This window comes from Paenibacillus litoralis (assembly GCF_046244365.1).
Classification (GTDB): Bacteria; Bacillota; Bacilli; order Paenibacillales; family NBRC-103111; genus Paenibacillus_V.
Genome location: NZ_CP176395.1, coordinates 7,288,602 through 7,314,150, shown reverse-complemented (window position 1 = coordinate 7,314,150; position 25,549 = coordinate 7,288,602). Strand labels below are relative to the sequence as shown.

The 25,549-nt window shown below is 47.4% G+C and carries 21 protein-coding genes and 1 pseudogene; 18 read left to right on the top strand and 4 right to left on the bottom strand.

Going from position 1 to position 25,549, the window contains the following annotated elements:
• Positions 1-64 precede the first annotated feature (64 nt).
• The 3 genes from ACKGJP_RS30870 (at position 65) to ACKGJP_RS30860 (ending at position 1,927) form a co-directional block, all read left to right on the top strand.
• Positions 65-919 (top strand): ankyrin repeat domain-containing protein, encoded by an 855-nt coding sequence (locus tag ACKGJP_RS30870; protein WP_409342584.1) that lies wholly within the window; start codon positions 65-67, stop codon positions 917-919.
• A 24-nt stretch (positions 920-943) separates the two neighbouring features.
• A complete protein-coding gene (locus ACKGJP_RS30865; RefSeq protein WP_409342583.1) occupies positions 944-1,330 on the top strand; it encodes an ankyrin repeat domain-containing protein in 387 nt (128 codons plus the stop codon).
• A gap of 183 nt (positions 1,331-1,513) precedes the next feature.
• A complete protein-coding gene (locus ACKGJP_RS30860; protein WP_409342582.1) occupies positions 1,514-1,927 on the top strand; it encodes an HIT family protein in 414 nt (137 codons plus the stop codon).
• 137 nt (positions 1,928-2,064) lie between these two features.
• Here ACKGJP_RS30860 and ACKGJP_RS30855 read toward each other — a convergent pair whose 3' ends face one another.
• Complete coding sequence (locus tag ACKGJP_RS30855; RefSeq protein WP_409342581.1) at positions 2,065-2,865, bottom strand: type II CAAX prenyl endopeptidase Rce1 family protein; 801 nt, start codon at positions 2,863-2,865, stop codon at positions 2,065-2,067.
• 724 nt (positions 2,866-3,589) lie between these two features.
• Here ACKGJP_RS30855 and ACKGJP_RS30850 point away from each other — a divergent pair.
• The 6 genes from ACKGJP_RS30850 (at position 3,590) to ACKGJP_RS30825 (ending at position 9,362) form a co-directional block, all read left to right on the top strand.
• Positions 3,590-4,960, top strand: coding sequence for a flavin monoamine oxidase family protein (locus tag ACKGJP_RS30850; protein WP_409342580.1), 1,371 nt, complete (start codon positions 3,590-3,592; stop codon positions 4,958-4,960).
• A 131-nt stretch (positions 4,961-5,091) separates the two neighbouring features.
• Entirely contained in the window at positions 5,092-5,748 is a 657-nt protein-coding gene (locus ACKGJP_RS30845; protein ID WP_409342579.1) for an HAD family hydrolase, read from the top strand.
• A gap of 337 nt (positions 5,749-6,085) precedes the next feature.
• Entirely contained in the window at positions 6,086-7,075 is a 990-nt protein-coding gene (locus tag ACKGJP_RS30840) for a GyrI-like domain-containing protein (RefSeq protein ID WP_409342578.1), read from the top strand.
• Positions 7,076-7,081: 6 nt separating this feature from the next.
• The gene (locus ACKGJP_RS30835; RefSeq protein ID WP_409342577.1) at positions 7,082-8,020 is read left to right on the top strand and encodes a hypothetical protein; all 939 of its coding nucleotides are present in this window, start codon (positions 7,082-7,084) and stop codon (positions 8,018-8,020) included.
• Between the two features lie 236 nt (positions 8,021-8,256).
• Positions 8,257-8,568, top strand: coding sequence for a helix-turn-helix domain-containing protein (locus ACKGJP_RS30830; protein WP_409347296.1), 312 nt, complete (start codon positions 8,257-8,259; stop codon positions 8,566-8,568).
• Positions 8,469-9,362 carry an IS3 family transposase gene (locus ACKGJP_RS30825; protein ID WP_409342576.1) on the top strand — a complete coding sequence of 298 codons (894 nt, stop codon included), beginning with the start codon at positions 8,469-8,471 and terminating at the stop codon, positions 9,360-9,362. Before ACKGJP_RS30830 ends, ACKGJP_RS30825 begins: the two co-directional genes overlap by 100 nt.
• Positions 9,363-9,556: 194 nt before the next feature.
• Here the strand turns inward: ACKGJP_RS30825 and ACKGJP_RS30820 are convergent, their stop codons facing one another.
• Entirely contained in the window at positions 9,557-11,203 is a 1,647-nt protein-coding gene (locus ACKGJP_RS30820; RefSeq protein ID WP_409342575.1) for an RNA polymerase sigma factor, read from the bottom strand.
• A gap of 547 nt (positions 11,204-11,750) precedes the next feature.
• Between ACKGJP_RS30820 and ACKGJP_RS30815 the strand changes: the two genes are divergently transcribed.
• Complete coding sequence (locus tag ACKGJP_RS30815; RefSeq protein ID WP_409342574.1) at positions 11,751-12,173, top strand: GNAT family N-acetyltransferase; 423 nt, start codon at positions 11,751-11,753, stop codon at positions 12,171-12,173.
• A 256-nt stretch (positions 12,174-12,429) separates the two neighbouring features.
• The gene (locus ACKGJP_RS30810; protein ID WP_409342573.1) at positions 12,430-12,831 is read left to right on the top strand and encodes a hypothetical protein; all 402 of its coding nucleotides are present in this window, start codon (positions 12,430-12,432) and stop codon (positions 12,829-12,831) included.
• A 189-nt stretch (positions 12,832-13,020) separates the two neighbouring features.
• Here ACKGJP_RS30810 and ACKGJP_RS30805 read toward each other — a convergent pair whose 3' ends face one another.
• Positions 13,021-14,223 carry an IS110 family transposase gene (locus tag ACKGJP_RS30805; protein WP_409342572.1) on the bottom strand — a complete coding sequence of 401 codons (1,203 nt, stop codon included), beginning with the start codon at positions 14,221-14,223 and terminating at the stop codon, positions 13,021-13,023.
• A gap of 353 nt (positions 14,224-14,576) precedes the next feature.
• Between ACKGJP_RS30805 and ACKGJP_RS30800 the strand changes: the two genes are divergently transcribed.
• Together ACKGJP_RS30800 and ACKGJP_RS30795 are read left to right on the top strand one after the other, a co-directional pair.
• Positions 14,577-15,152 (top strand): dihydrofolate reductase family protein, encoded by a 576-nt coding sequence (locus ACKGJP_RS30800; RefSeq protein WP_053435337.1) that lies wholly within the window; start codon positions 14,577-14,579, stop codon positions 15,150-15,152.
• A 193-nt stretch (positions 15,153-15,345) separates the two neighbouring features.
• Positions 15,346-15,708 carry a hypothetical protein gene (locus ACKGJP_RS30795; RefSeq protein ID WP_409342571.1) on the top strand — a complete coding sequence of 121 codons (363 nt, stop codon included), beginning with the start codon at positions 15,346-15,348 and terminating at the stop codon, positions 15,706-15,708.
• 477 nt (positions 15,709-16,185) lie between these two features.
• Here ACKGJP_RS30795 and ACKGJP_RS30790 read toward each other — a convergent pair.
• Positions 16,186-16,539: pseudogene (locus tag ACKGJP_RS30790) on the bottom strand (transposase); the annotation flags it as partial.
• 661 nt (positions 16,540-17,200) lie between these two features.
• On the opposite strand from ACKGJP_RS30790, the gene ACKGJP_RS30785 reads away from it, so the two are divergent.
• From ACKGJP_RS30785 to ACKGJP_RS30765, 5 genes are all read left to right on the top strand, one after another.
• On the top strand, positions 17,201-18,442 hold the full coding sequence (locus ACKGJP_RS30785; RefSeq protein ID WP_409342570.1) for a Gfo/Idh/MocA family protein: 1,242 nt from the start codon (positions 17,201-17,203) through the stop codon (positions 18,440-18,442).
• Positions 18,423-19,487, top strand: coding sequence for an alpha/beta hydrolase family protein (locus ACKGJP_RS30780; protein ID WP_409342569.1), 1,065 nt, complete (start codon positions 18,423-18,425; stop codon positions 19,485-19,487). The genes ACKGJP_RS30785 and ACKGJP_RS30780 overlap by 20 nt, the downstream gene beginning before the upstream one ends.
• Before the next feature lie 159 nt (positions 19,488-19,646).
• Entirely contained in the window at positions 19,647-20,621 is a 975-nt protein-coding gene (locus ACKGJP_RS30775; RefSeq protein ID WP_409342568.1) for a LacI family DNA-binding transcriptional regulator, read from the top strand.
• Positions 20,622-20,690: 69 nt separating this feature from the next.
• Complete coding sequence (locus ACKGJP_RS30770; RefSeq protein ID WP_409342567.1) at positions 20,691-22,043, top strand: ABC transporter substrate-binding protein; 1,353 nt, start codon at positions 20,691-20,693, stop codon at positions 22,041-22,043.
• A 24-nt stretch (positions 22,044-22,067) separates the two neighbouring features.
• The gene (locus ACKGJP_RS30765; protein WP_409342566.1) at positions 22,068-25,373 is read left to right on the top strand and encodes a carbohydrate binding domain-containing protein; all 3,306 of its coding nucleotides are present in this window, start codon (positions 22,068-22,070) and stop codon (positions 25,371-25,373) included.
• Positions 25,374-25,549 lie beyond the last annotated feature (176 nt).

The following is a 25,549-nucleotide window of genomic DNA, read 5'->3' as shown; positions in this document are numbered from 1 at the left end:
GTTGAACAAAAAATGGAAATGTGATATTGTAATTTTGTAATATATAATACAAATGGAGATCCTTATGCAAAATAAGAAACAGAGTGTAGTTATATCTATCCGCTTAGATGAAATATCGTTACGTGCTGTTGATTTGTTAATTGAATCGGGATTAGAATCAAATCGCTCTCGTGCAGTTTCCCATTTCATTAGTGCTGGTATTAAATCATCAGAAGATCTTTTAGTGAAGGCTCAGCGCCTTGCAGATAATGTTCATCAACTAAAAAATGAAATGATTGAGGCTGTAAAAATAAACGATCTCGAAAAAGTTGCTGAACTAATAAATAAAGATGCGATGCTTGTAAACGCAAGCAATTATAAGGGAGAAACAGCAGTTCTCATGTCCGCTTATTATCGTACAAATGAGATTAAAGAATTGCTAATTAGTAACGGTGCTGAACTAAGTATTTTCGAAGCAGCAGCCGTCGGTAACATTGCCCAACTTAAGAAGCTATTGGAGAAATCACCTGAACTTTTACACAGTTATAGTATTGATGGCTTTACTCTACTAGGGTTAGCGTCCCATTTTGGTAATGAAGAGACTGTTATTTTTTTATTGGATCGTGGTGCAGAAGTAAACGCAAGGAGCAAAGATGAGAACTTAAACAACATGGCGATACACGCGGCAATCGCTGGTAATCACGAGCATATTGTAAGAACCCTTATTGCTAGTGGAGCAGATATTAATGCTAAATGTGAAGGGAAATGGCGTTTAGGGTATACTCCACTTCATGTTGCTGGGTATTTAGGTAGGGATTCGATCATTAAGCTTCTATTAGAAAATAATGCTGATAAAACCACATTAAACGATAGTGGGGAAACTGCATATACAGTAGCAATATTAAATAGGCATCTCGAGTCAGCTGAACTCTTAAAATAAACTAAAAAACAAAGGAGATTATTAATGGAACACAAACAATCTATTAATCCTGAACTAGTACAAGAGTTCGTAGGTAATGCCCATGGTGACTTAGAAAGGATTAAACAACTACTCGATCAAGAACCAGGCCTTATAAATGCAAGTTGGGATTGGGGAAATGGTGATTGGGAGACTGCATTAGGTGCTGCCGCTCATATGGGTAGAAAAGACATTGCGAGTTTTCTTTTAAGTAAAGGGGCACGCATTGATCTTTTTGCAGCTGCAATGTTAGGGAAGATCGATATTGTCATTGCAATGCTTACTGATAATCCTGATCTTAAAAATTCACTTGGCCCTCACGGTATCCCCCTTATAAATCATGCTGAAGCTGGTGGAGATGATTCACTCCTAGTTGTTGAGTACTTAAGATAATAATATTTTACAAATTCCTGCATTTGTTACGCTATCGGGACACGTTTGCTCAACTAGGGCTGCCGGTAATCGGCAGCCTTTCGCTTGAGTAACGGGCAGTTATTTTTAACCAATTTATACATTGAATTCGTGTTTCCTAATAGGTAAAGTTTATATAACAACATTCGCAACAGGAGACTTGAAATGGAAGAGAAATGCGTATTTTGCCATATTGAGTTAGAACCATCTCAAAGAGTTGTTTTACAAAATGAACATTGTATGTTTATACAACTTGAAGAATCAATTATAAAGGGTAGTCAACTTGAAGGTGCTGGTGTGATTGTGCCAAAAAACCATAGAGAGACAGCATTTGACCTTACACCAGAAGAGTGGAATGCAACTCAGTCGCTTCTTCTAGAGGTCAAGAATTATTTAGATGATAATTTTCAACCACAAGGATATAACCTTGGGTGGAATTGTAGCTCAACTGGAGGACAACATATATCCCACTCCCATTTTCATGTTATACCAAGATTTGCTGATGAAACACTAGCTGGTAAAGGAATAAGGTATATGTTTAAAAGTTCCATTAATCGGCGGTCTGGTACAGTTGACTAAGTTAACGGGTACGATAGTTCGGAATTAACCGCCTAATGATAAGGTGGTTTTTCTTTTGGTCTGAAATCAAATAGTTGTAACCTTGGTAAACCCGGTAAACCCCACGCTAAATAAAATAGGTAGTCAAAAAGATTACATTACCTTGCTTTTGGTTTTCTCCAGTAAAAGAGGGTGCTAAAGATAAGATACAGCCCCATGACTGCTGCAAGCACTATAAGGGTGAATTCCGACATGTTCTCCATGGAATCGAGCCAACCGATTTTTTTCATGCCGAACAGACTGATGTTAAACACAATCCCAATCAGCATAGCGGACCATATGGATGAAAAGCGTGCATAGACGTATCCGTAAATGAATCCTAACACTACTCCCAGAAGCTGCATCGCAATTCCTCCCGGCTGCAACGCCGCAATAATCAGGGCGATGACCAGAATTGGCCAGAATACGGGTACATGTTTCCGGGCTTCGTTAAACATGATTCCGATGAACAGGATCAATTCAAGAGAAGTGGTGAGCACGGAGGAAACGATTAAGTAAGGGAAAGGAACAGAGTTGTAATATTCCTCTGTGAATTCATTGAACGTTGTGATGTTGTAGTAGAGAAGTAGTTTCATGGTGGCAGCATTTAATAAAGTGAACGCCAGCCCGATTGTGATCATGTGAACTGAAAAGCTCGGACTGATCGGCGAGAAGCCGCAAAGTCTCCAAAAGCTTCCCGGTGTCTGTTTCAAAAGCCGGTATTTAATGGTGTAAACAATGGCGGAAAGAGCGATCGTAATTACAAGTACCATGAATACCTGGATCGGGATGTTCGTTCCTTTTCCGAACTGCCCCCATCCTAAGACAGGATCAATGACGGTATTATAGAGGAAGATCACTAAAATGATGACTGCCAAATAGAGCAAGTAATTTCCCATCATCGATAAATATCTCTTCATAAGAATCACCGCCTCTCAATTTCGAAAAATAAACTAAGTCATCCCTATTCAGAATATTCCTTAACCATGAACAATATAATACCGCCCTGGAAGGGTTCGCCAAAATCATTTTTAATTTAAGGAAAAATACAAAATTGTTGAACTGACGGGTACGTTAGTTCACCCAACCTGAAGGAGATGTATAAAGATTAAGAATAGATTCGAATTTACTGCGGTTGTTTTAATAGGTAATGGCGAGTTAACAGACGATTTTACCATCGAAATCGCACAAATTGCTGACCGTTTAACCGAACAGCTGGAGATCGCGAAGAAAGCGCTGCAGACCATTGTGGAGAGTACTGAACATGGTAATGAGGCAGCCAAGACCATAGCCGCAGAAGCTCTGGAAGCAATTATTAAGCCCTAAAATAACCTATGCACTATGCAAATCTTCCCGTGCATTCACAATTCTCGAATAATGTTGAGATCTGAGACTTAGTTGAATAGCAAAACAGAACGAAGCTGCCGGCACAACCTTCAGCTAAGGAAATGATGGTAGAGCTGGCGAAATCCATGGAGTAAGGTAAACTAACGGGAACGATAGTGGAGGAGCTTGCTTCAGGCAGCTCCTCTATTGTTTTATTGAAGTAACGGGCAGCATAGAATAATAAGAAGTGCCTAGGAACTAAAGGATTATAAACACACATGATGTATATAAAAGTAATATTTGGAGGAATCGGATTTTATGGTAATAGGTCGTTTTCCTGAGCGCATTGTAGTTATTGGGGCAGGGATGGCGGGTTTGGTATGCACTTTGGAGCTTATGAAACAAGGATATAACGTGCGTTTATTAGAGGCAAATAGTCAACCGGGTGGTCGCATATACACGATGCGGGATCAATTTGCCGACGGATTGTTTTGCGAAATCGGGGCTGCCTTCATTGGAGCGCATCATTTTCTCACATTGAGTTATGCCCAGCAAGCCGGGGTTCAATTAATAAATTTACCAGTCCCCAATAGAAGTTTGTCATATATCGACGGGAGATTAATAATAGATTCTCCGGCTGAACCTGCACTATGGCCTGTTTCACTTACAGCCGAGGAAAGAATTTTAGGATATGCGGGAATGTTGGAAAAGTATCTCAAGCCGGGGCTTAAAGCGACGGGTAATCCTTTTTTGCCGGGCTGGCCCACAAAACAAGCGGCACAGCTCGATTCAATGACAATGGAAGAATATCTTAAAGGTCAAGGAGCATCTTCGGGTGCGATTAAGCTGTTTGAAATCGGATATATGCAGATGTTAGGTGATGGTATTCGCAAAGTATCTGCATTACAGCGACTGCTTGACCTAAAAATGGCCAGTTCCGAAAGAAGTGCAAAGACTATAGTAGGTGGAATGGATCAACTACCGAAAAAGCTTGCCCTTACAATTGGCTCTAATATCAGTTATGGATGTGCTGTGACGCATATTGAACATAGTAATAAAGGAGTAACTATCCATTTTAATAATTCCGGCGAAGTTTTCACTATCTGCTGTGATCGGGTCATTGTGGCCATTCCCTCTACAGTCTTGCGTACAATTCATTTTTCTCCGCCACTTAGCAAAGAAAAAAATGATGTCATTCAAAATCAACTTTCAACTTCCGTTACGCGTACCGTCATACAAAGCAGAACTAGATTCTGGAACAATTTAAGTTCCTTTACTACAGTAAATACGGATCTGAAAATTGGTTGGTTGCTTGATGCTACATTCACTCAAACGACATCAAGGAGAGGGTTAATTTGTTCGTACTCCTCCGGTGAATCGGCGCGAGAAATATCTAGAGCTGGTAATTTTAATTCAGCTGTATCAGAAATCAAACTGGTGCTTCCTGAATTGTCGTATAATTATGAAGGTGGGACGGTCTTTTCTTGGGATCATAATCCTTACTCTCGAGGTGCGTATGCTTGGTATAAGCCGAAACAGATGATTCGAATGCTCCCAACACTGTCTGCCGAACAAGGTAGAATTTACTTTGCTGGCGATAATACAAGTCTTTTTCCCGGTTGGATTGAAGGTGCGATCTCTTCTGCGTTACGAACTGTAAATCAAATTATTGCCGGAAACAGCATATAGCACGGTAATGGCTGGGTATAGTAATATCCGTGTAGTTACAAATGACCATCGCCTATAATAAGGAAGTAGGATATATTTGGGAACAGGTTTGAGAAAAGTTGAGTTGAGATGAGAGAGGGAGCTGAGTTGAGATGAGCCGATTTAAAGGTATTTTTTTTGATTTGGACGGTACTTTAATTAATAGTGAGGGACTGGGTACAGAAGCGTATAATTACGGGATTCAAAAAGTCTTAAATCGAGAAATGAACGAAACTGAAAAACAATTCTTACTCGGAAAACCGTTTAACGCTTTAGATATTGTATTCCCATTTTTATCATCTTCCGAAAAAGAAGAGATTATTGAAGAAACATTAGTCTATTATAGAAAATATAATCATCTGATTGAAGAATATCATGGGATTCGGGAAATGATTAAAATCCTCCATGAAAATGGATTTAAACTTGGGATTGTCACTTCTAAATTAAAACAAAATGCAGAGACAGAATTACGAAACACTGGGTTGTTTTCTTTCTTTGAGGCAGTTTTGGCAAAGGAAGATTGTCTTGATTTTAAACCAAGTCCTGTTCCTTTATTACAATTAGCAGAAAAACTTAATATACAGCCAAAGCAGTGTTTGTATGTTGGAGACCAGCCGACAGATATACAAGCCACACATGCCGCAAACATGACTAGCGTTGCGGCTCTTTGGGGAGAAGGTAAACTTGGAAGGCTTTCCCCACTAAACCCAACATTTTTATTTAATAATCCAAACCAGTTAATTGAAATATTATTAAACGGGGAACGATAGTTAAAATATTACAGCGGCAACTTTAGACAATATTTTCTAGTCTAAGTGTGCCGCTGCGTATCTATTCCCGCAGGTCAAGTCTCTCTGCCCGAAGACGCTCAATGGTTGCTTCCATTTCATCGATACCGTCTCGTAGTTGCCAAACGTTTATTTTACGTTTTAATGCTTCAATGAGTACATCCTTAATAAACACTAGGACTAAATCGTATAATTGTGCTAACGGGTACGTTTGCTCAATAAACAACTTAAAAGGCTGGCGGCATGATGGCAGCCTTTTTCACAGGAACTCGTAACCAAGTAAACGAACTATTTGACAGAGGACAATCAGCGTAAGAACATGAACCACGGTTCTACGCAAACGATAACACGAGGGAATATGAACCGAGGAGACTATATAAGCCGGATCAATACAGTCATGAATTACATTGAGAATCACATAGAAGAGGACCTTTCTTTAGCCTCACTAGCGCGAATAGCGGCGTTCTCCCCTTTCCACTTTCACCGCATTTTTAAGGCAATGGTCGGTGAGAACGTAAACGAGTTTGTAAAACGGATCCGCATCGAGAAAAGCGCGCATTATTTGGTGAACCGAAGCGATTTATCGATTACGGATATCGCCTATGCCTTCGGCTTTACGTCCTTATCCACTTTTTCAAGGGCATTCTCCAAGCATTTCGGAGTTAGTGCGCGAAATTATCGTAAAAATCAACAACATCGCAAGAATCGTCAAGTTTGCCGCAAGAACAGGCAAGAACTTTTGGGTGAAGAGAGTTATGCTGGAAACGTAGCAAACGGAGTCGACCATCAAATGGATGTAGAACGGGTAAGGATCGAGAGGCTGCCGGAGCTTCATGTCGATTATGTTCGAAACAGTTATGGGTTTAGCAAGGGCGTACTTAGCAAGGAGATCGTCGAGGCTTTTAACAAAGCCGAAGCGTGGCTAAAGCAAAACAACCTAGATTTACGTAAATCGATGGAAATCGGAATTATGTATGATAATCCGGATATTACGGTGAGCGACAAATGCAGATATGATGCGGCATACACCATCCCTGCGGAGATCTCGGACAGCTTTGGTCATGAGGAAGTGGACATTCAGGACGTTACGGCCGGCCTATATGCAGTCTATACGATCAGACTTACGAATGTAAGCTCCGAAGAGGAAGTGATAGCTCAGCTTGGACATGTCGTAGACTACATGTACGGACGATGGCTTCCGGACAGCGATTATTTATTGGCAAACCGGCCTTGTCTGGAGATATACCATACTGAGCTACAAGGAGCGGTAGTCATCCTTGATTTTTGCCTGCCCATAGAGAAAGGATGAGATGTTTTGTTTACATATGTTGGAAACGGTGCGTATTGTTATGCGAATTCCACATCTATGCTGCTTGATAGCATCGGGGAACAGGTTCCTCCGAGCCTCATCGAGGTGTTGACGGGTATAGGCCTAGGGGCTGTTTGGTTTGAAGAGGACAACATGATTTTTTTCTCCAATGGCATTCCTCATCTAGGGGTTAGCAAAGCACTGGACATGTTAGGATTTACATACAAGGAATGTTCAGGGACGGATAAAACTGGATTGGTCGAGCAAATTTCGGCGGAGCTTAATAAACACCCGATCATGATCGGTCCGCTCGATATGGGTTTCCTGAGCTATATGCCGAATCATCACTATCTACATGGTTGCGACCATTATGTGTTGGCTTTTAGGCTGGAGGACAGGTGGGTTCAATTGCATGATCCGGCCGGGTATCCTTTTGCCACTCTGCCGATTAGCGACTTGATCCACGCAAGTAAAACAGATCGATTGCAGTACCGGTTATATCCAAGCGATCTTACTTATCACTATTGGACCGCACCTGTAAGGCTGCGACAACGAACATCAAACGAAATGTATCGCGAAGCCATACTTTACTTCCGAGAAGTGTATTTGGATGCGGATCGAAGTGCTTTGGAACACGGTTGGATAACGGGGACCGATGCTTTTACGACCTTGCAACGTCATGTTCAGGAAGGAAGGATAGAACCAGGACTTCAAGGTCACTTAACCCATTTTGCGTTTCAAGTTGGTGCAAGGAGAGCATTGAACTATAGCGAGTTCTTTCAACCTGAGAACCCCAAACTGTCCGAGTTGAAATTAAAACAATCCGAAATGTTTGGTAATTGCCATTCTCTTGCCGTCCGAGGAGACTGGTACGCGGTAGGTGAGGCGGTAAGATGTTTAGGGGAGTTTGAACAACAATTCCGAGAGATTTTATTTATGGAATAGTAAGAACGATACTTTGACTTTCCCCATGAATCGTGGTTAACGCTCAATTACGATTGAGTTAACGGGTACGTTAGTGTGGAGCTGTCGCAAGGACAGCTCCTATTTGATGTTCATTAAAGTAACGGGCAGTTTTGCTGAATAGATCTTGAAATAAGGAATTTAATTATACATATACCTACTGCATACTAATTTCTTCCACTTGCTGAGTATGTGGAGCATCTGACCTCTCACGGTGCATTCGGCTTCATGTCGAAGAGGGATGGAGCTACCGAAAGATCACGGAACATTTGGGCATACAAGATAAGGACCGTGTGAAAAGGTGGATGAGGAAGTATCGGGAATGCCGGATGACAGGATTCAAGGATAAGCGGGGGAATCCTTCTAAGATTGAGACCGAACAGGAACGCCAAATACGACGGCTGCAGTTAGAGGTGGACGTCCTAAAAAAGTGGTTACAAATCTTGAATCGGGAGGGTTACAGGACAGGCACTACGTCGTCGATGAACGAAAGGAAAAACAAAGCGTTAAGGGGCTATGTGCATATTTAGGGATAAGCAGAAGCGGTTACTATGCCTATTTGAAGCGTACTGCAGAAAATGCCGACGGTGAACTAAAGAGCAAGATCCTGGCCATCTATGAGCAACGCAACGGGACTGTGGGGTATCGTCGCATTCAAGATGAATTGTATCGTCAATATGGTCTTATCGTGAATCACAAGAAGGTTCTACGCCTCATGCGGGAGCTAGGAATCCAGGTAATCATCCGTCGAAAGTATGTCTACCGAACAAGCTATGAAGCAGCTGTATCGGACGGGAGAATAGCTGAGAATCTGCTGCAACGGAACTTCAAGGCCGATGGCCCCAATCAAAAATGGGTTACCGATGTTACACAATATCGTGTATTCGACGATCGGATTTACTTATCCGCCGTAAAGGATCTTTGGAACGGTGAAATCGTGGCCTACCATATGAGCAGGCGTAACGATAATCCACTTGTTTTAGAAACGTTTAGACAAGCATTTGAAACGCATAAAGACGTGACTGGACTGATCGTTCACAGCGATCAGGGAAGCCAGTACACGTCCCATGCATACCACGACATGCTGCCAAAGGTTGGCGCCCAAATCAGCATGTCTCGACGAGGCAATTGTTATGACAATGCCTCAATGGAAAGCTTCTTTTCACATTTGAAAGTAGAAGCTCTCTATCCCTATGATATCCGAAGTATCGAGGAAGCACAAAGGCGAATTGAGGAATACATCCGCTTTTATAACGAGGAACGAGCACAGAGAAAATTAAACAAGCTGACGCCGTTTGAGTACCGACGCCAGCTTGTTGCCTAGGGCTTTTTTACAATGTCCACAAATAAGGGTCTTGACCAACGTGCGTCATGGGTGGTTTTTGATCATTTTCATAAGTTCAGGAGGGGGCCGTGGTCAATAGCGATGTTTTAATCACTTCGTTGGACAGAGTATTGCGTGAAATGGCCACCACCACACGGGAACGGCCATTCTTCGTATCCATTTCCGCACCCGACTTACTTGACCGGCCCCATCCAGGTTGTAATCGTCTTCCTCTGGTGCGGCAACGGCGCTTTCAGCTTTCCGTTATCGATCAAATGCTTCAAAATATAAGCGACCAACCGGCCTCCACCGGTATTGCCTCTCACCATGTAAGCAATCTGCGGCTCCAAATGACTCGGCTGATTTTGCAGGAACAGCTTGAGCATTTTATCGTAGAGCTTGCCGACAGCAGGCGCATACAGGGCGGACAAATCCGGCATTGCCTTGTTCAACCGATCCAGCGTTTGCGGAGAGTCGATCCAAACCGCATTGAACTTGTACCCCTCCTCCGTCTTGCGGATGTACCCCTTCTCCAGCAGGAACGAATATTGCTCGCTGTTCCCTTCGTTGTCGGGCAGTTCCCCTTGTTGGAACGCATGGCAAACCTCGACATTCCGATATTCCAGGAAACGCCAATCCACCTGGCGGTCGCTCCAGTACGTATTGAATTGCCACAAGTATAAGGGACTGTCTTCGACGTAGCGGATGCTCGGACCAAAGGTGACGTAACTACTCAGATCAAAACCCGGATCGGCATTGCGGCTCCGGTTCAACGCCGCATAGGCGATATACTGCCCTCCGTCCTTTCGCATCGGCGCGACCGCATCGAAGTTGTCGCCCGCCGGCATGCTCCGCCAGGATTGCTCCTCGACGTTCTTGGGCAGCAAGGTCCAGAGCAGGAAGTTATAGTCGCCGTCCGGAACGTACACTCCGCTATCCTCGACTTGCCGGCGAACTTCAATTAACGCGTCGAAATGAACATCGGCCACTTCGGCGGCGCACTCTTGCCAGAATCGATGACCAGCTACGGCCAACTCGAAGAGGTCCCAGACGATGGTATTGCTTTGATATTTGCCGGGAGAGGTTTGGATGAGAAAATTGTAATCGGCCAGGTGCCGGACTTCGCCTTCCAGCAAAGACGGCGGCATTCCGAGCTCCTCCGCGATTTGATGGACGGTATGCGCCTTGTGATAAGCCGCGTAAACGATATTTTGCGCCAAGGCGCGTCCAAGAAAATCGTTGGTTTCGCCCAGTCTGCCGGCCGAACCGGAATGGCCCATTTCCCCCATGCTGACCGGATTGACACTCAAAGTTCCTGTTGCGCGCATACGTTTCATCCCTTTCCTTAACTCCTTTTTGGCCTCGCTCAGATGCCACTTCACCGTGTTGACAGGAATGTTCAGAGCAATCGCGATATCGCCGATTTTAAGCTCGTCGTAGTAATACATGACCACGATCCGGCGATGGATGTCGGACAGAAACGCGACTTCCCGGCGCAGCTCGCGGTAAGCTTCGGTTACCAGCAGCCGGTCAAGCGGCTCCCGGGAACAGTCGGCCGACAGTTCGGACATGCCGTTGATTTCGATCGCTTGGGGAGCGTGCGCACGCTTTTTCAACCAATTCACCCAAGTGTATCGGGCAACCGTCCAGACGTAAGCCTCCAGGCATCGAATGTCCCGCACCCCGGAGAAGGATTTCAACAATTGCAGCATAATCTCCTGAGCCAGATCTTCCGCCTCCGCCCGCTGCTTGACCCGGTTCAACGCAAAACCGAAAATCGGTTTGACATAGCTCCGAATCGCTTCCGCCGCTTCTTTTCCGTTCTTCCCGATCGAATCCATCTTTCGCCTCCGCAGTTGCATCTGTAATTCCTGACAATCAAATAGTGTGCCAGGCGAAATAAAGGTTGGGATATTTTCAAAAAAATTTGGACGTCCTACCGGATCACTCATACATGTACAATTACAAACATCACGGATAGGTCATTTGAATGGTTAAAGAGACGTTATGAACTTTTTGTTGAGTATAATGGAACAAGAATTAAACAAGCTGAAGATTACTTAAGATTTAAGGGTCTCACTTTTAGTATATAAAGATACTTTTTTCCGTTCAACTAAGGTACGTTAGTTCAACAACACAGCCGCAGTCTAATACTTTATTTTCTCGTCCAGAGTTGCCGCCGATGAAAATATTGGGGTCAGTCTAAAACTTATTTTTCAATACCTGATGTTTTTCAAACTCTGAAACAGCGTCAAATAACCCAACCCAGTCTAATACTTTATTTTCTTTGGCCACGAAACGTTAAGCTAACGGGTACGATAGCATCATGACGAACAGGCTATAGAGGCATATATCACATCAAATCTTCAGTGCAGAGGGAGTGAGCAATTGAATATTAGAGAGGCTCATGAAGGGGATTACCCTGAACTAAGAAAGCTGTATCTCGAATCACGGCGCAATACCTTCGTATGGGACAATATTATTGAAATGACTTTGGAGGATTTTGACAAGCATACGGAGGACGAATTCATCATCATAGCAGAAGATGCCGGTATCCTTATGGGCTTTACCTCCTTGTATTTGCCGGATAACTTCATTCATAATCTTTTTGTTCACCCGAATTGCTCCGGTAAAGGAGTCGGCAGTCGTTTGCTGCAAGCAGCTGACGATAAAATGAACAAACCGATGCGATTAAAATGCGTATCTAAAAACCATAAGGCATTGACATTTTATGAACGCAATGGATGGAAGAAGGTTGTTGAGGAAGGCCGTCCGGGCGAAGAAAAGTACTGGGTTATGGAGTATAAATAAAACAAGGAACCAAATGCGGTTCCTTGTCAGGCTGTCGAGAAAGTTGATCGGCAGCCTTGTTAAGCTATCGGGCAGGATTCTTACTATGGCCATCAAGGAAATGCCTTCAATAAAGATTCAAAAGCACCGATAACAGGGGTAGAACCTTTTGATTATGTAGCTTGTCTTTTTTAAATAACTGTTGAACTACTGCTGATCAGCGGGACCCACATTAACCCGGACCGAGCAGATTCCTATTAAATCGGGGGATACATAAATGAGTGGTTATGCAGAAATCGAATTAATCGACTCTACTGAAAGATTAAAACACCATGAACTCACGAAAGCACTTTGGAAGAAACTACGTGAGATGGATATAAAAACAGGGGATAAGGGTCGAATTAAAGGAGTCTTAATCTCAAACTCATACGAACAAGCAAAGACATTAAAGAAAAATTTCCAAGGTGATGATTTTGACGCAACTATTTATAACCAAGGTGATTCAACACAAATAATTCAAATTACAACTCCATTATGCAAACTGAGTATTGAAGCCTTATTAGAAATAACGGATCTATTGCTGATATCTGTAGTTAATACAGATATAAAGTTCGATGGACTTGAATTAGATGTCAATGAAGTAAAGAAATTAAATGCCCCTTGGTGGAAATTTTGGTGAGCGTATTGCATACATCATGAGGTTGTCGGAAATCAATCGGCAGCCTCGTTCAGCTATTCCAGCTAATAGCTTGTCAATATTTAATTATTAATGTCGGATTCATGGGATGGTATACTAAAAAAAGTGCATGGGAAAGAGCCGTCCCACATAGCACGGAAAGACATACCATATAATCCCATCCTGTTCTGCCTACTCTAAACGGAACGCTTCCTTAGTAGTCAAGATGGCGAAAATCCAGTGGATGAGTTTATTCACACAAGCAATTATCGCTACTTTGAACAGCTTTCCTTCAGCACACTTCTTATCATAATAAGCTCTTAGTTTTTTATTTCTATTACTACGAATACCACATCGTACAGCTTGATATAGGGCAGTACGAAGCCTCCTGGAACCGTGCTTAGTTATTTTATTTATGGTTGCTGTAAACTTGCCTGAAGAAAAAACACTTGGATCTATACCAGCAAAGGCAACAAGTTTCTTTGCGTGATTGAACCGATCGATTTCCCCGATCTCAGCTAAAATTGTTGCAGCAATTTTAGTTCCAATTCCGGGTATCGATTGGATTAAATCATATTCAAGTAACGCTTCAGCCAGGACCTCTATCGATTTATTAAGGTCTGCTAGATGGTCCTGGTATTGAAGAAGCAATTTGATGAGCAGCTGCATGGAGATCAGATGGCTTGAAAAAGCCGTCTCTTTAAAGGGATTTCGCCTTGCTGCTGCTACTAAGATTTGAGCGCGCTCGAGACACCATAAAGCCGATTTACCGCGTCCTGTAAGGCTCCCGATTGTTATTGCAATCTCCTTTTCATTTAGTTCCAGAACCTCTCCTGACGTCGGGTGTAAGGCCAGAAGTCGAAGGGAAACTTTTGAATAAAGGTCACCAAACACACCATGATATTCGGGGAAAACCTGATCTAGAATGGCCTGAAATTGTAGTTTTACTTGGACATACATACCCGTTAAAGATTCATGCTGGCGAGTTAGATAGCGTAAGTTCATGAGATGCTGACCCCGTTTTTTGTAGGGTTCAAACTCTTCTTTATAAAACAACGCTCCTAATAGATGGGCATCAGCGGCATCCGTCTTCAATCGTCGCAAATTGGTTTTCTTGGCGTTATGTGAGATTAAAGGATTAATGACGATATTCAGATACTGATGTTCATCTAGAAACTGAACGACGGAGCTATGATAATGGCCTGTTGCTTCCATCACAATGGAGGGACGCATTCCTACAGCTGATTCCACCCCTCTCATATAATTCAGAAAAGACCCTAATCCTTCAAGATCATGCTTAAACCTAAAGATCTTTCCATGAGGTACTCCACGATCTAAAAATGCTTGTGCATGGCTTTCTCCCTTGGATACATCCAAACCAATGACTGGATTCATGACATCACTCCCGAAGTAATTTCACCGGCAACCCCTAACCTTCTTGTCTTCCACACTATCGCATGTGATACGGGATCAACGTCCCAACCAGCCTAACCATGGTTGAACAAGTAGGGGGGATGAACTGAATAGCTCTCGGGATCCAAGTCCCACGGGCAGATACGTTCGATCCCCGGCTACCGCAATCTTACGACCATACAAAAAAGAGGTCGACCAGAAAGATCTGGTGACCTCATAATACGAACGGGCAGGTTTGGGATTAGCAATCCATAAGAAACAACCCAAGTTGAATTATGCTAAAATGTAGTAAATGTATAATGTAGATATCCCTCATGAACAAAGGAGAACTGAAAATGAGAAAACTCGTTCTATTTCTGCACGCATCGCTTGACGGTTTTGTAGAAGGGCCGAATGGTGAAATGGACATTGGTTGGGTTTCCTACGATGCTGATTTGGAGAAACACGCGAAAGAAATTCTGAGTACTGCCGACACTGTCATTTGGGGGCGTGGGACTTATCAGATGATGCACAGTTACTGGCCATCTGTGCCTTCGAACCCATCAGCTTCGCAGCATGAACGGAATCATGCCGAGTGGATCGAAAAGACAGCCAAAATCGTTTTTTCCACGACGCTGGAGAAAGTCGAATGGAATAATTCCAGACTCGTGAAAGAAGATGTCGAGGAAGAGATCAATAACCTCAAACAGCAGCCAGGCAAGGATATGGTCATCCTCGGCAGTCCTAGGTTCGCACACCACCTTATGCAGCTTGATTTAATTGATGAGTATAAAATTACGGTTTCTCCCGTCTTGATCGGTAAGGGATTGCCGTTATTCCAAGGTCTCAAGGAGAAGATCAATCTTAAGCTAATCGAAAACAAGACCTTTGATTCTGGAGCCATAGGTCTCGTTTACCAGACGGTAAGATGACCTTGTCACTTAAGGTGATTACGCTAATGGTTACGATTGTTCAATATCGCCACCATGAAGCTGCCAAGGAGCGATCCCGGCAGCTTCATTAAATGAAAGGGCAGGATAGTTTGACGGCTCTCTAGAATAGAAGGGAATGTTAATTTCGATATTAGCCTCATAATAATGAGCGGCTCAAGAAAGTAGGCAGGATATGAAACTCAAAGGGACTATGACAGAACAGGCATACCGGAAGGAACTAAATGCCTCAAAAATTCACTTGTTCAATGATATATCCATGCTTAGATTCTTAAACGTTATCATAGAGACATTCCCCACAATGAAAACAGCACATGTTTTATCATGGACACCAGAACAAGGTGAAGATATATATAGCTTTCTCGTGGATACTCACTCTGTTATTAAGATTGAATTGGACCGATATGATGATTCGATTGCTCCGATAGTTGAAGTGTATCCAATTGAGAAATGGATGAAGGGACTAAGTAAAATATTTCAGATTAAACTGGCTGTTGCCTTGGATGCAGCTAATAACGATATAACTCAAGGGAAATAAAGTAAAATCTAACTAACTGGTACGAGAGCACAATGAAGAACAGGCCGCCTTGTTGCGGCCTGTTAAGCTCCCTCGGTACGATTTAAATTACTCACGAATACTCGCTTATTCGCAGGATTTCACCCCATATAGGGCAGAGATTAGATGAGAAGGGGCACGTTAAGATAGATTTCGGCAACATGAAGGCGTGCGGAAATAGAGGGGGAGTTTGCCACCCCACATCCTTCCATATTCTGCACGCATTCTCCACGCCGCCCCCGGAGGTTTTCGCTCCCATGTCTCAACGGGTCATAAGCCCTCTCATTCCTTCGTCACACCTATCCAAGGGGTGGAGGCCGGTCTTTCTAACGGAACGGGTCAGTGCCCTTTTGCTTAACACATCCGGTACTCCGTGCTTTCTTTGAAATCCTGCGAATAAGCCAATTTACGTGGTATTGATGGTGACCCCGTCTTAAGCTGCTTGTTCCAATGGCAATGTTTTTGGGGAATGTAGGCGGATCCGTTTCGCGCCATTCCAACCAAAATGCGTGCAAGTTTGCCACAGAGCTTCATGACAGACTTCATCTTTTTCATCTTCTTAACGCTAACATTATGTTCATGCATAGCTTGAAACTCGCCATTGCTCATCAACAAACGCATGGTTGCTAGAAATAAGAATCGACGGAGTCGGGAACGACCACGCTTAGAAAGGACGATTTGTCCCCGCCACTTCCCCGAACTGGCTTCCGTAAGGTTCAGCCCTGCATGGCGAAGCAAGGCATTTCCATGTGTAAAGCCACTTAAGTCCCCGGATTCCCCTAAAATACTGGCTAATGAAATGGCATTAATCCCGAAGTAACCACATTTTACAGAGGAGTGGTTTGGGTGAGGATACTTTTGCAGCTTTCTACAGCCCCACAATTTTCTTCACCTTCAATTAGATTCCATGAGTAAGTTGTCTTTTAACGATGTAACATGGTCAAATTCTAAGAAAAGGCGAGCATTTAAGAGATAAGTGATTCTCCATAGAGGCAGGATAGTTCCAATAATTCGGAGAATAGTGGGACAACACAAAGGCTACCTACGAACGCGGCAGCCGTTTCTCAACGGGCAAATTAGTTTAGGCATGCAACACTTCACGGTGTCCTGACTCCGGCCATGATGAGGGGGAGTTCCGTCTCCACCAGTATCTCCGCCGGCTCACCACGGGCTTTTTCACTCCATTGCAAGACGATGCCAATCCATTGTCGTCGGCGTATAAGTGTAATACCCCTCAAAACCTTGATTTTGCAGCATCAGTGCCTGTTCGAACGTGCAATCCAGCAATCGCCTTAAAGTAAAATTGGTGGGGAGTCGGGTGTACAAGGGTAAGCGCACACCTCCAAAAAAATAATGTTGAGCAAGGATGAAAAACGCCATTGGAAAAATGAAAGCGCTATGATACACTTAAAAAGAAATCGATTACCATCTTGTGTGCCCCTATAATTACCATTAATCCGGAGAGGAGTCAAGCATGAAAACAGTCGTCTTGGTAGGAGCAGGCGGGCGGGCGCGCGCTATGTTTGCATTGCCGTTTGTCCATGAGCTCAAAGGATCGGTCCATTTCGGAGGCATCTATGATCCGAATACCAGCCGGGCTAAGGCGCTCAGCGAGGAATGCGAGGGCGTGCCGATCTTTGATGATTTTGACACGATGTTGCACAGTGTTCGGCCAGATACGGCCGTCGTAGCCAGTTCCGATTCTACCCATCACACCTACATCATAGCTGCAATGGAAGCGGGCTGTGACGTGATTTCCGAAAAGCCGATGACGGTCGACGCCGAGAAATGCCGGGAGATTCTCGACACGGAGAAGCGAACCGGCCGTTCGCTCAAGGTCACGTTCAACATGAGGTATGTCCCGTATGTAGCCAAGATCAAAGAGCTGCTGCTGCAGCGGGTTATCGGCGATGTCCACCATGTCGCGCTGGAATGGTTCCTGGACCGGTCGCACGGCGCGGATTATTTTCGAAGATGGCATGGGCAGATGGAGTACAGCGGAGGACTGCTCGTGCACAAATCTACCCATCACTTCGACATGGTCAACTGGCTGCTGGACCGGCACCCCGAGGAAGTGCACGCCTTCGGCAAGCGGGTCTTCTATGGCCCTACCCGAGAGAAGCGGGGACATCGCTGCCTGACATGCGAACATAAGTCCGATTGCGAGTTTTATTTCGACATCTCAAAAAATGAGTTTGTGAACCGCTACTATTTGCAAGCCGAGCAAGAGGATGGCTATTACCGCGACCAATGCGTGTTCGGCGAACGGATCAACATCTACGATACGATGTCCGTCCATGTCCAGTATGCAGGCGGGCCTCTGCTGACGTATTCTTTGGTGGCATTCAGTCCGGTCGAAGGCTGGAAGGCTACGCTGCAGGGCAGTTCCGGCCGGATGGAGATCAGCGACCAGCATCAGGAGCAGGATAGCGCGCTCAAGATCAGGATCACGAGACCCAGCGGAGAGACCGAGGAGCACCGCGTACCGATCGCCGCCGGTGGGCATGGCGGCAGCGATGAACGGCTGCGCCGGATGCTATTCGTCGGAGATGTGGCGGATCCGCTCGGCCAACAAGCCGGGAGCTTGTCGGGGGCCATGTCGCTCTTGATCGGTGCCGCAGCCAACGTCTCCATCGCGGAGGGAAAGCCGGTTAGCATCTCGGAGCTGTTAGCTCCGTCAATAAGGAGGCAGCCCGATGGCGTACGAGCAATATGAGGATCGGATTCGTCTGGCCAAGCAGACGGGCGAGAAGATGAACCAGACATCGCCTTATTGCGACTTCGTCTACTACGAATCGTCACGTACGCCTGGAATCCAGCTCGCAGCCCGGATCTTGAAGCCGGCCAAGCCGGGCTATATCCTGGCCGGCACACATGGCTGGCATATGGGGATTCGCGGCTTCACCCCTATGGATCAACCGCAGGATGAGAGTGCGTACTTGAGGGTCGAGGTCGACATGCGCGGCCGACCGCACTCGGAGGGGGAGGCGGACTGTAACGGCTGGGAGCTTTACGACATCATCGATGCCATCGACTATGTCCGCCGCCATTATGCGGAGTATATCCTGGATCCGGATATCGTGTATTTCGAAGCGGGCAGCGGCGGCGGAGGCAATGCGCTATCGATCGTGGGCAAATTCCCCGACACATTCGCAGCGGCTACGTCCTTATGCGGCATGTCCGACTATGCCCTCTGGTATCGTCAGGATGAGGTCGGGGAATTCCGCGATGAATTGGACGTATGGATCGGGTGCAGCCCGGAGGCGAATCCGATGGCGTATGAGTCCCGGAGCGGGCTGACAACGGTGGTCAATTTGCAGATTCCGATCTACATCGTGCATGGAGAGGCGGATTCCCGCGTGCCGTCGGAGCATTCCAGAAGGTTCGTAGCCCGGGCGGCTGATGCCGGCAAGGGCAGTCTGGTGCGTTATCGAGAGCTGCCGGACGTAGGGAGGCACGGTCATTGGGGCGGCGCGACCGAGGAGATGCTGGCGCTCATCGCAGCCGAGAGCGAGGAGCACCGGCAGATGCACCGATCGCCCGTAGAGCTGGCTGTTAAGGGAAGGTTGACCGTAGCCGGCTACATTTTCACTCGCCGATTCTCTGTCGTGCTCGATTCGATCGATAAGGTGGCCACGCTCGTGTACGATCTGGATAAGGGGGCGGTCGAGCTCTACTGCGAGACGGAATGCGAGTATGCGTGGACGTCAGGGGACTACTCGTTCACCCGCAAGGCGATACTGTTGCAGCATGAAGCGTGAAAATTCGCCATAGGACCATTAACGTGGTGAATTTGTTATGCCCATTACTTAAACGTTTACTCAAAAATCTTTAAATAGCATTCATTTAATTAAATATTGTAAAGACATACTAGCTGTACTATACTGGACGTAAATCGCAATTCAAGGAGGCGCGTGGTCATGGTTACGATCAAAGATATCGCAAGAGAGGCTGGCGTTACGTTCGTAACCGTGTCCCGTGCGTTGAATGACGAGCCCGGTGTAAGTGAAGAGAAGCGCCAGGCCATTAAGAAGATCGCCGATCGGATGAATTACGTCCCGAGTCTGGCGGCCAAGAAGCTGGCGCAAAAGCAACCAAGCATGCTCGGGATGATCTGGCCCAAATTGAAGGGGCTGTTCTTCTACGACTTAAGCTTCGAGATTCAGAAGGAAGCGGCGCGGCGCGGGCTGCAAGTGATTTTCTCGATGGCAGGGCCTGATGAAGCGATGCGCACGTTCAATCGCTACTTCGTCGATTATGTCGTGTACTGGCGGCCGGATTGGAATCCGACCTTGGAGTTCCTGCAGGAGAAGGAGAAATTCCGCGGGGAGATGCTCTTGCTGGGCGGCTGGAGAAGCGAACGTGCCCATAGCCTCGCGATTGACAGGATCGGGGCGGTGCGGAATGCCGTCGGCCATTTGGCGGACTTGGGCCATCGGAGAGTGGCCTTCATCGGCCAGACGGATCTGCACAAATTCAACGGATACATGCAGGGGCTTGCCGCGTTCAAGCTCGATTATCGTCCCGAGTATATCCTGGATCCGACTCATCCTTCCTTTAAGTCGCAGCTGTCGGACATGCTGGGGCAAGACGAGAGGCCCAGCGCGATCGTCGTAGACAGCCAAGGCAGCTTGTTCCCTACGACTCGATTGCTTCGGGAGCTGAATATTAGAGTGCCGGAGCAGGTGTCGCTTGTCGTATATGACGATATTCCGGAGCTTGAGGCGTTTGACGTGCCGCTGACGACGGCAGGGCCGTCCATCGAATATTTGGCGAAGCGCACGTTGGATATTTTGACCCGAGAGGCATCGGAGAAGGAAAAGGTTAGATGGGTGGAGGAAGAAGTAGTATGTTCCGTTACGATGAGAGGCTCGACGATTCCTTGGAAGGATTAGCGGGGTTGATCTTGTCTCTCTTTTTAAAATAAAAGAAATCGATTACCTAATCTTGAGAGGAGCAGTTCCATGAAAAAGGGAAAATACTGGAGTTTTTTGATCGTGCTCGTCATTCTAAGCCTCTTGTCAGCCTGTTCGAGCAACGGAGGACCCTCTACCGCCCCCAAGGCGGAACCAAGTCCAAGCCCCGCAGCCAATGCGCCGACACCGTCGAATGAACCGGCAGAAGTCGTGTTTTATTCCAATAACGGCGATCCGGTCGAGAGCTTTGACCTTCGATTCGGCAACATGCTGCGCAAGAAATTTCCCAACTACACGATCAAATACATCATGAAAGGCCCTGGCACGAACCTGCCAGAATTGATCGCATCGGGTACCCGGTTTGATATTTTCTTCCAGACGATTGGCAATTTTGAAAATTATGCGTTTGGCAGCGATATTCAATTCGATATGTCCGACTTGGTATCGAAGCACCAGGTGGATCTATCCCGGATCGAACCTACGATTGTCGAAGCGGTGAAGCAAGCCTCGGGCGGGAAGCTCTACGCACTGCCGATCTACAACAATAATCTGGTCTTGTACTACAACAAGTCGCTGTTCGATAAATTCGGCGTCGAGTATCCGAAGGATGGCATGACGTGGGACCAGATTGCGGATCTGTCCAAAAGGCTCACCCGGGTCGACGGTGGAACCCAATATGTGGGATTCGCCCAATCTCCGGCACACTCGGTTCGCATGATGCAGCTTTCTGTGCCTTCCGCCGATCTGAAGACGGATACCCCGACGATCAATTCCGACGATAGATGGAAGCGCTTTTTTCAGACGGTATTCCTCGATCCCGTACAAGATTCGAATTTGTTGAACATGATGAAAACTACGAACAAAGCGCCGATCATTGATGATTTCGTAAAGGCGAAAAACATAGCGATGATCAATTATGTATCCAGCCTTGCCACCGTATGGGAGGAGCAATTCAAATCGATGGAGTGGGATATGGTATCAATGCCGACCTTCAAGGAACTGCCGGGCGTAGGCTCGCAGGCGTACCCCAGCTACTTCGGCATTACGAAGATGGCCAAGCAGAAGGACGCCGCCATGGAAGTGCTCAAGTATATGCTCTCGGACGAGTTCCAGACGGAGTTGGCCCGGATCGGCACGATGCCCGTCTTGAAGAGCGAAGCGGTACAGAAGGAGCTTGGCAAGAAATCGGTCTTCAAGGATAAAAACTGGAGATCCGTCTTCTACAACAAATTCGCCGCCATCCCACCCAAAGCGTCTTACGAAGCGGATATCGCCGGCATCTATGCGAGCTATGGGACGAAGATCCAGATTGGCAGTGTAGATATGAATACCGGTCTGCGCCAGGCGGATGAGGATGCCAAGAAACGCATAGCGGATTTGAACGCGGCAAAGAAAAAATAACAATTTTCACTGGAGGGTCGACAAATGGCAATCACCCTGCGTAAGCTGCTGACTTTTGTCCTAGTCCTACTTTTGGTTTTGTCCACCTTGTCTATCCGGCCACAGCAGGCCGAGGCGCTGCAAGTGAATCCGAACTTATTGCAAAACGCCGGATTCGAACAAGCGACTGGCGGGGTGCCAGGGTCATGGAACGCCAGCGGCGGATGGGGCGGCTCGGCAGTCACCCTTTCCTCGCAAGCGGCGCGTACTGGGCTGGCCGGGGTGACCGTCCAGTCCGGTTCTCTAGCGAATCCCTGGGTCTCCCAGGTCGTCCCGGTGGAGGCGGGAAGCACGTATGACTTTTCCGCCTGGTTCAAGACGTCCGGCATTCAAGGCAAGGGCGTCGTCATTAAGGTGGAGTTCTATAAGGGGGCGCAGCCTACCTCCGCCAATTGGGTTTCTGGCGTATTCGGGCCTTATATTCGCGAGGTGACCGGAGACTGGCAGCCTTATTCCTTGCGTCTGACCGCCCCGGAAGAGTCTGTCATTGCCGTTGTATATTTGCGGCTATGGGGGACGGGGACGGTGCAGTTCGACGATGCTTCCGTTCGACTGGCCAATCTGACCCTGACGACGGATCAAATCGTTTATTACACGGATCAAACGCAAGGGAATGTGCAGCTGAGCACTCGGTTTACCGATCACGATTACGCCGGCAAAACCGTAGCGGTTCGCGTATCCGATGCCGTTTACGGCACGGTCGTCGCTTCCGTGTACGGGTTGCCGGCTCAGCCGGAACTGGCAATCGCCTTCGATCCTTCCGTCATGACCCCGAATACAGCCTATAAGGTAGAGGCTATTCTCTATGGACCGGATGCGTCGGTATGGGATGAGGAATCCTCCCTCCTCTACCGGCGGGCCCGACCGGCGACGCTGCCCTCGGGAGGTCTCATTCAATCCGGAGGCGAGCCCTTCTTCCCGGTAATCGCTTATCATGCCAATGTGAATCAATATGATCAGCTTCACCAGATCGGCATAAATACGGTGCAGGGGCCACAAGCTTCGTCGATAGCGGATGTCCGCATCGCGATGGACGCTGCCCAGGCGAGCGGGCTTAAAGTGCTGTTCCCGCTGTACTATTACGCGAACGTTACCAAGGACTATGAGAAAATGCGGATGTACGTGGAGGAATTCAAAAACCACCCGGCTCTGCTGGGCTGGATGATCATCGACGAACCGAGCGGCAACTCCGTCTCCGTGGAGCAGGTCACGGATGCGTATACGCTCGTGAGAACGCTGGATTCGATGCATCCGGTGTACATGGTGGAGGGCGATCCGCTGCAATATGGGAACTATGCCCGTGTCCCTGACATATTCTCAGTGGATGTCTATCCTTTGCCGAATCACCCGATCACGAATGTGGGGGATCAAGTGCGCGATGCGAAGGAAGCGGCGCGAGGGGGCAGGCCCGTATGGTCCCTTCTGCAGACGTTCGCCTATCCGCCGCCGTCGGCGTGGACCTACTTGCCTACGATCACAGAAGTGCGCAATATGTCCTATCAATCGTTGCTTGCCGGGGCGACAGGGCTTGGGTATTATGCCATAAATGATCCGGGCTGGAGCTTGCCTGCGTCGGAGCTATGGCCGGGGCTTGTAGCCTTCAAGCCGGAGCTGGAGCTGATCGGACAGTTGGCGCTTTCGGCTCCCATAAATCAATTCAGGGCGGGCGGTGCGGAATGGGCGATCTGGAACAGCGGGAGCAGCAATGGCGAGCTGTACGTCGTCGCGCTGAATGAGACGAACCAGGGAAAATCGGTCTCGATTCCGATGCCTGTCACCGGCTATGAAGCGGAGCTGCTGTATGGGGATTTGCCTTCGTCATTCAGCAGTCCGTCGGCACAATTGAACGTAGAGCTAGGGGCATATGCCACGCATGTATATCGCTTGACCCCTTTCGCCGGGATAGCGGATCAAGCTGCTGGACGGCTGCTGCAGGATCAGTCGTTGTCGACACAGCCGCACTGGTCGAACAAGACTGCGCAGTTGATCGCGAGAACCCAGGATGTCGCCGACCGGTTAAGCGGGCTGGTTCCTAATTGGAATATCGCGGTATCGGATGTGATGGACTTGATCCAAAAGGCACAGTCGCTGAAGGCCTGGGTGGAGGAGAAGCCCGTGCATACACTCGGCGGTGACCGTGAGGACATGGTTGACGCGCTCCGGCGGTATTTGGACGCCATTATGCCGCTGGCCGGTTCCCAGATCGGGATTGAGCTGCAGACGGAGTCCGACGGCACGGTCCTGCTCGGGGATTCGTCGGAGATCCATGTGACGGTTACGAATAGGGGGGCGAATGCGATTACGAATGCGGTAGTGACGATCCGGTTCCCTGATTCGTTCCAGCTGGCGCCTATTACGGAAGTCGTGGGCAGCCTGAATCCCGGCGGGACCCACAGCAGCACCTCCTCCTTTACCGTCCCGGCCAGTGTAGGAGAAGCTGAATATGGCGTGAGCGGGGTTGTGGACTTCGTATACGGCGACGTAAAAATGGCGGCAAAGTCGATGACGAGCATTCGTACAATGCCGTTGATGACTGTAGAGCTAAACCCGGATTCTGTCTTGTTGTCGGGGTCAGGTCAAGTTTCTTTTCAAGTCGAATTGACTAACAGGGCAAACCATGCCATAACAGCCGAGCTGCTGCCGCAAGTCGCTCCGCTACTTGGCGTGAATATGCCGGGAGCCGTTAGCGTAGAAGCCGGAGGGAAGGTGTCGGTTCAAGGCTCGGTGTATTTGAACTCGAGCACGGCGATAGACGGCATGTACCCGCTAGGCATTCAGGTCAAGGTCGGCTCCCTGACGTTCTACTCCCCGACTCTGAATGTGAACGTGAGCCGGAACTTGGTCAAAAATCCGGGATTCGAAACGGCTGCGGGCAGCGGTTCGGCGCCGGCGGATTGGAATGCGACCGCAGGGTACTGGGACACGGAGAGCGTGCATGCCGGCCTGCATTCGGAGCGACTGTCGCCTAGCAGCACGAACGGCAACAATTTCATCTCCTCGTCGGTCATCCCGCTTGTTGCTGGGCGAAGCTACACCCTATCCGGTTGGACGAAGCACGAATCGACGGCAGGACAAGTGCTGTTAGGCATGCGCTATGCCAATGCAGCGGGCGCGACGATATCCTACCAATGGCTGACCGTGCCGTCCAGCTCGAGCTGGATGTATCGCAGTCTGCCTCTCGTGGTGCCCGCCGGCACCACTCAAGCCTATGTCCAGTACAGGATAAATCAATCCGCGAACGCACCGGCTTGGCTCGATGACCTTGCCCTAGTGGAGAATGTGACTCCGTAGCCGGAGTCACAGCGGCTACTCGTTCCTCCGCATCATTTATTTTTTTGGCAAACTTATAGCTCCATGCGCTAACGGGACACGATAGTTCAATAAAGACACGACGGCAGCCGGTCACGACGATCGGCTGCCTCTTTACGTTAACGGACAGCAGTAGTTAACAAGTAATGGGTGCTATT

Bases quoted from the DNA above. Each gene is read 5' to 3' on its own strand.
- ACKGJP_RS30870 (WP_409342584.1), top strand. From the start codon at position 65: ATGCAAAATAAGAAACAGAGTGTAGTTATATCTATCCGCTTAGATGAA.
- ACKGJP_RS30865 (WP_409342583.1), top strand. From the start codon at position 944: ATGGAACACAAACAATCTATTAATCCTGAACTAGTACAAGAGTTCGTA.
- ACKGJP_RS30860 (WP_409342582.1), top strand. From the start codon at position 1,514: ATGGAAGAGAAATGCGTATTTTGCCATATTGAGTTAGAACCATCTCAA.
- ACKGJP_RS30855 (WP_409342581.1), bottom strand. From the start codon at position 2,865: ATGAAGAGATATTTATCGATGATGGGAAATTACTTGCTCTATTTGGCA.
- ACKGJP_RS30850 (WP_409342580.1), top strand. From the start codon at position 3,590: ATGGTAATAGGTCGTTTTCCTGAGCGCATTGTAGTTATTGGGGCAGGG.
- ACKGJP_RS30845 (WP_409342579.1), top strand. From the start codon at position 5,092: ATGAGCCGATTTAAAGGTATTTTTTTTGATTTGGACGGTACTTTAATT.
- ACKGJP_RS30840 (WP_409342578.1), top strand. From the start codon at position 6,086: ATGAACCACGGTTCTACGCAAACGATAACACGAGGGAATATGAACCGA.
- ACKGJP_RS30820 (WP_409342575.1), bottom strand. From the start codon at position 11,203: ATGGATTCGATCGGGAAGAACGGAAAAGAAGCGGCGGAAGCGATTCGG.
- ACKGJP_RS30810 (WP_409342573.1), top strand. From the start codon at position 12,430: ATGAGTGGTTATGCAGAAATCGAATTAATCGACTCTACTGAAAGATTA.
- ACKGJP_RS30805 (WP_409342572.1), bottom strand. From the start codon at position 14,223: ATGAATCCAGTCATTGGTTTGGATGTATCCAAGGGAGAAAGCCATGCA.
- ACKGJP_RS30800 (WP_053435337.1), top strand. From the start codon at position 14,577: ATGAGAAAACTCGTTCTATTTCTGCACGCATCGCTTGACGGTTTTGTA.
- ACKGJP_RS30795 (WP_409342571.1), top strand. From the start codon at position 15,346: ATGAAACTCAAAGGGACTATGACAGAACAGGCATACCGGAAGGAACTA.
- ACKGJP_RS30785 (WP_409342570.1), top strand. From the start codon at position 17,201: ATGAAAACAGTCGTCTTGGTAGGAGCAGGCGGGCGGGCGCGCGCTATG.
- ACKGJP_RS30780 (WP_409342569.1), top strand. From the start codon at position 18,423: ATGGCGTACGAGCAATATGAGGATCGGATTCGTCTGGCCAAGCAGACG.
- ACKGJP_RS30775 (WP_409342568.1), top strand. From the start codon at position 19,647: ATGGTTACGATCAAAGATATCGCAAGAGAGGCTGGCGTTACGTTCGTA.
- ACKGJP_RS30770 (WP_409342567.1), top strand. From the start codon at position 20,691: ATGAAAAAGGGAAAATACTGGAGTTTTTTGATCGTGCTCGTCATTCTA.
- ACKGJP_RS30765 (WP_409342566.1), top strand. From the start codon at position 22,068: ATGGCAATCACCCTGCGTAAGCTGCTGACTTTTGTCCTAGTCCTACTT.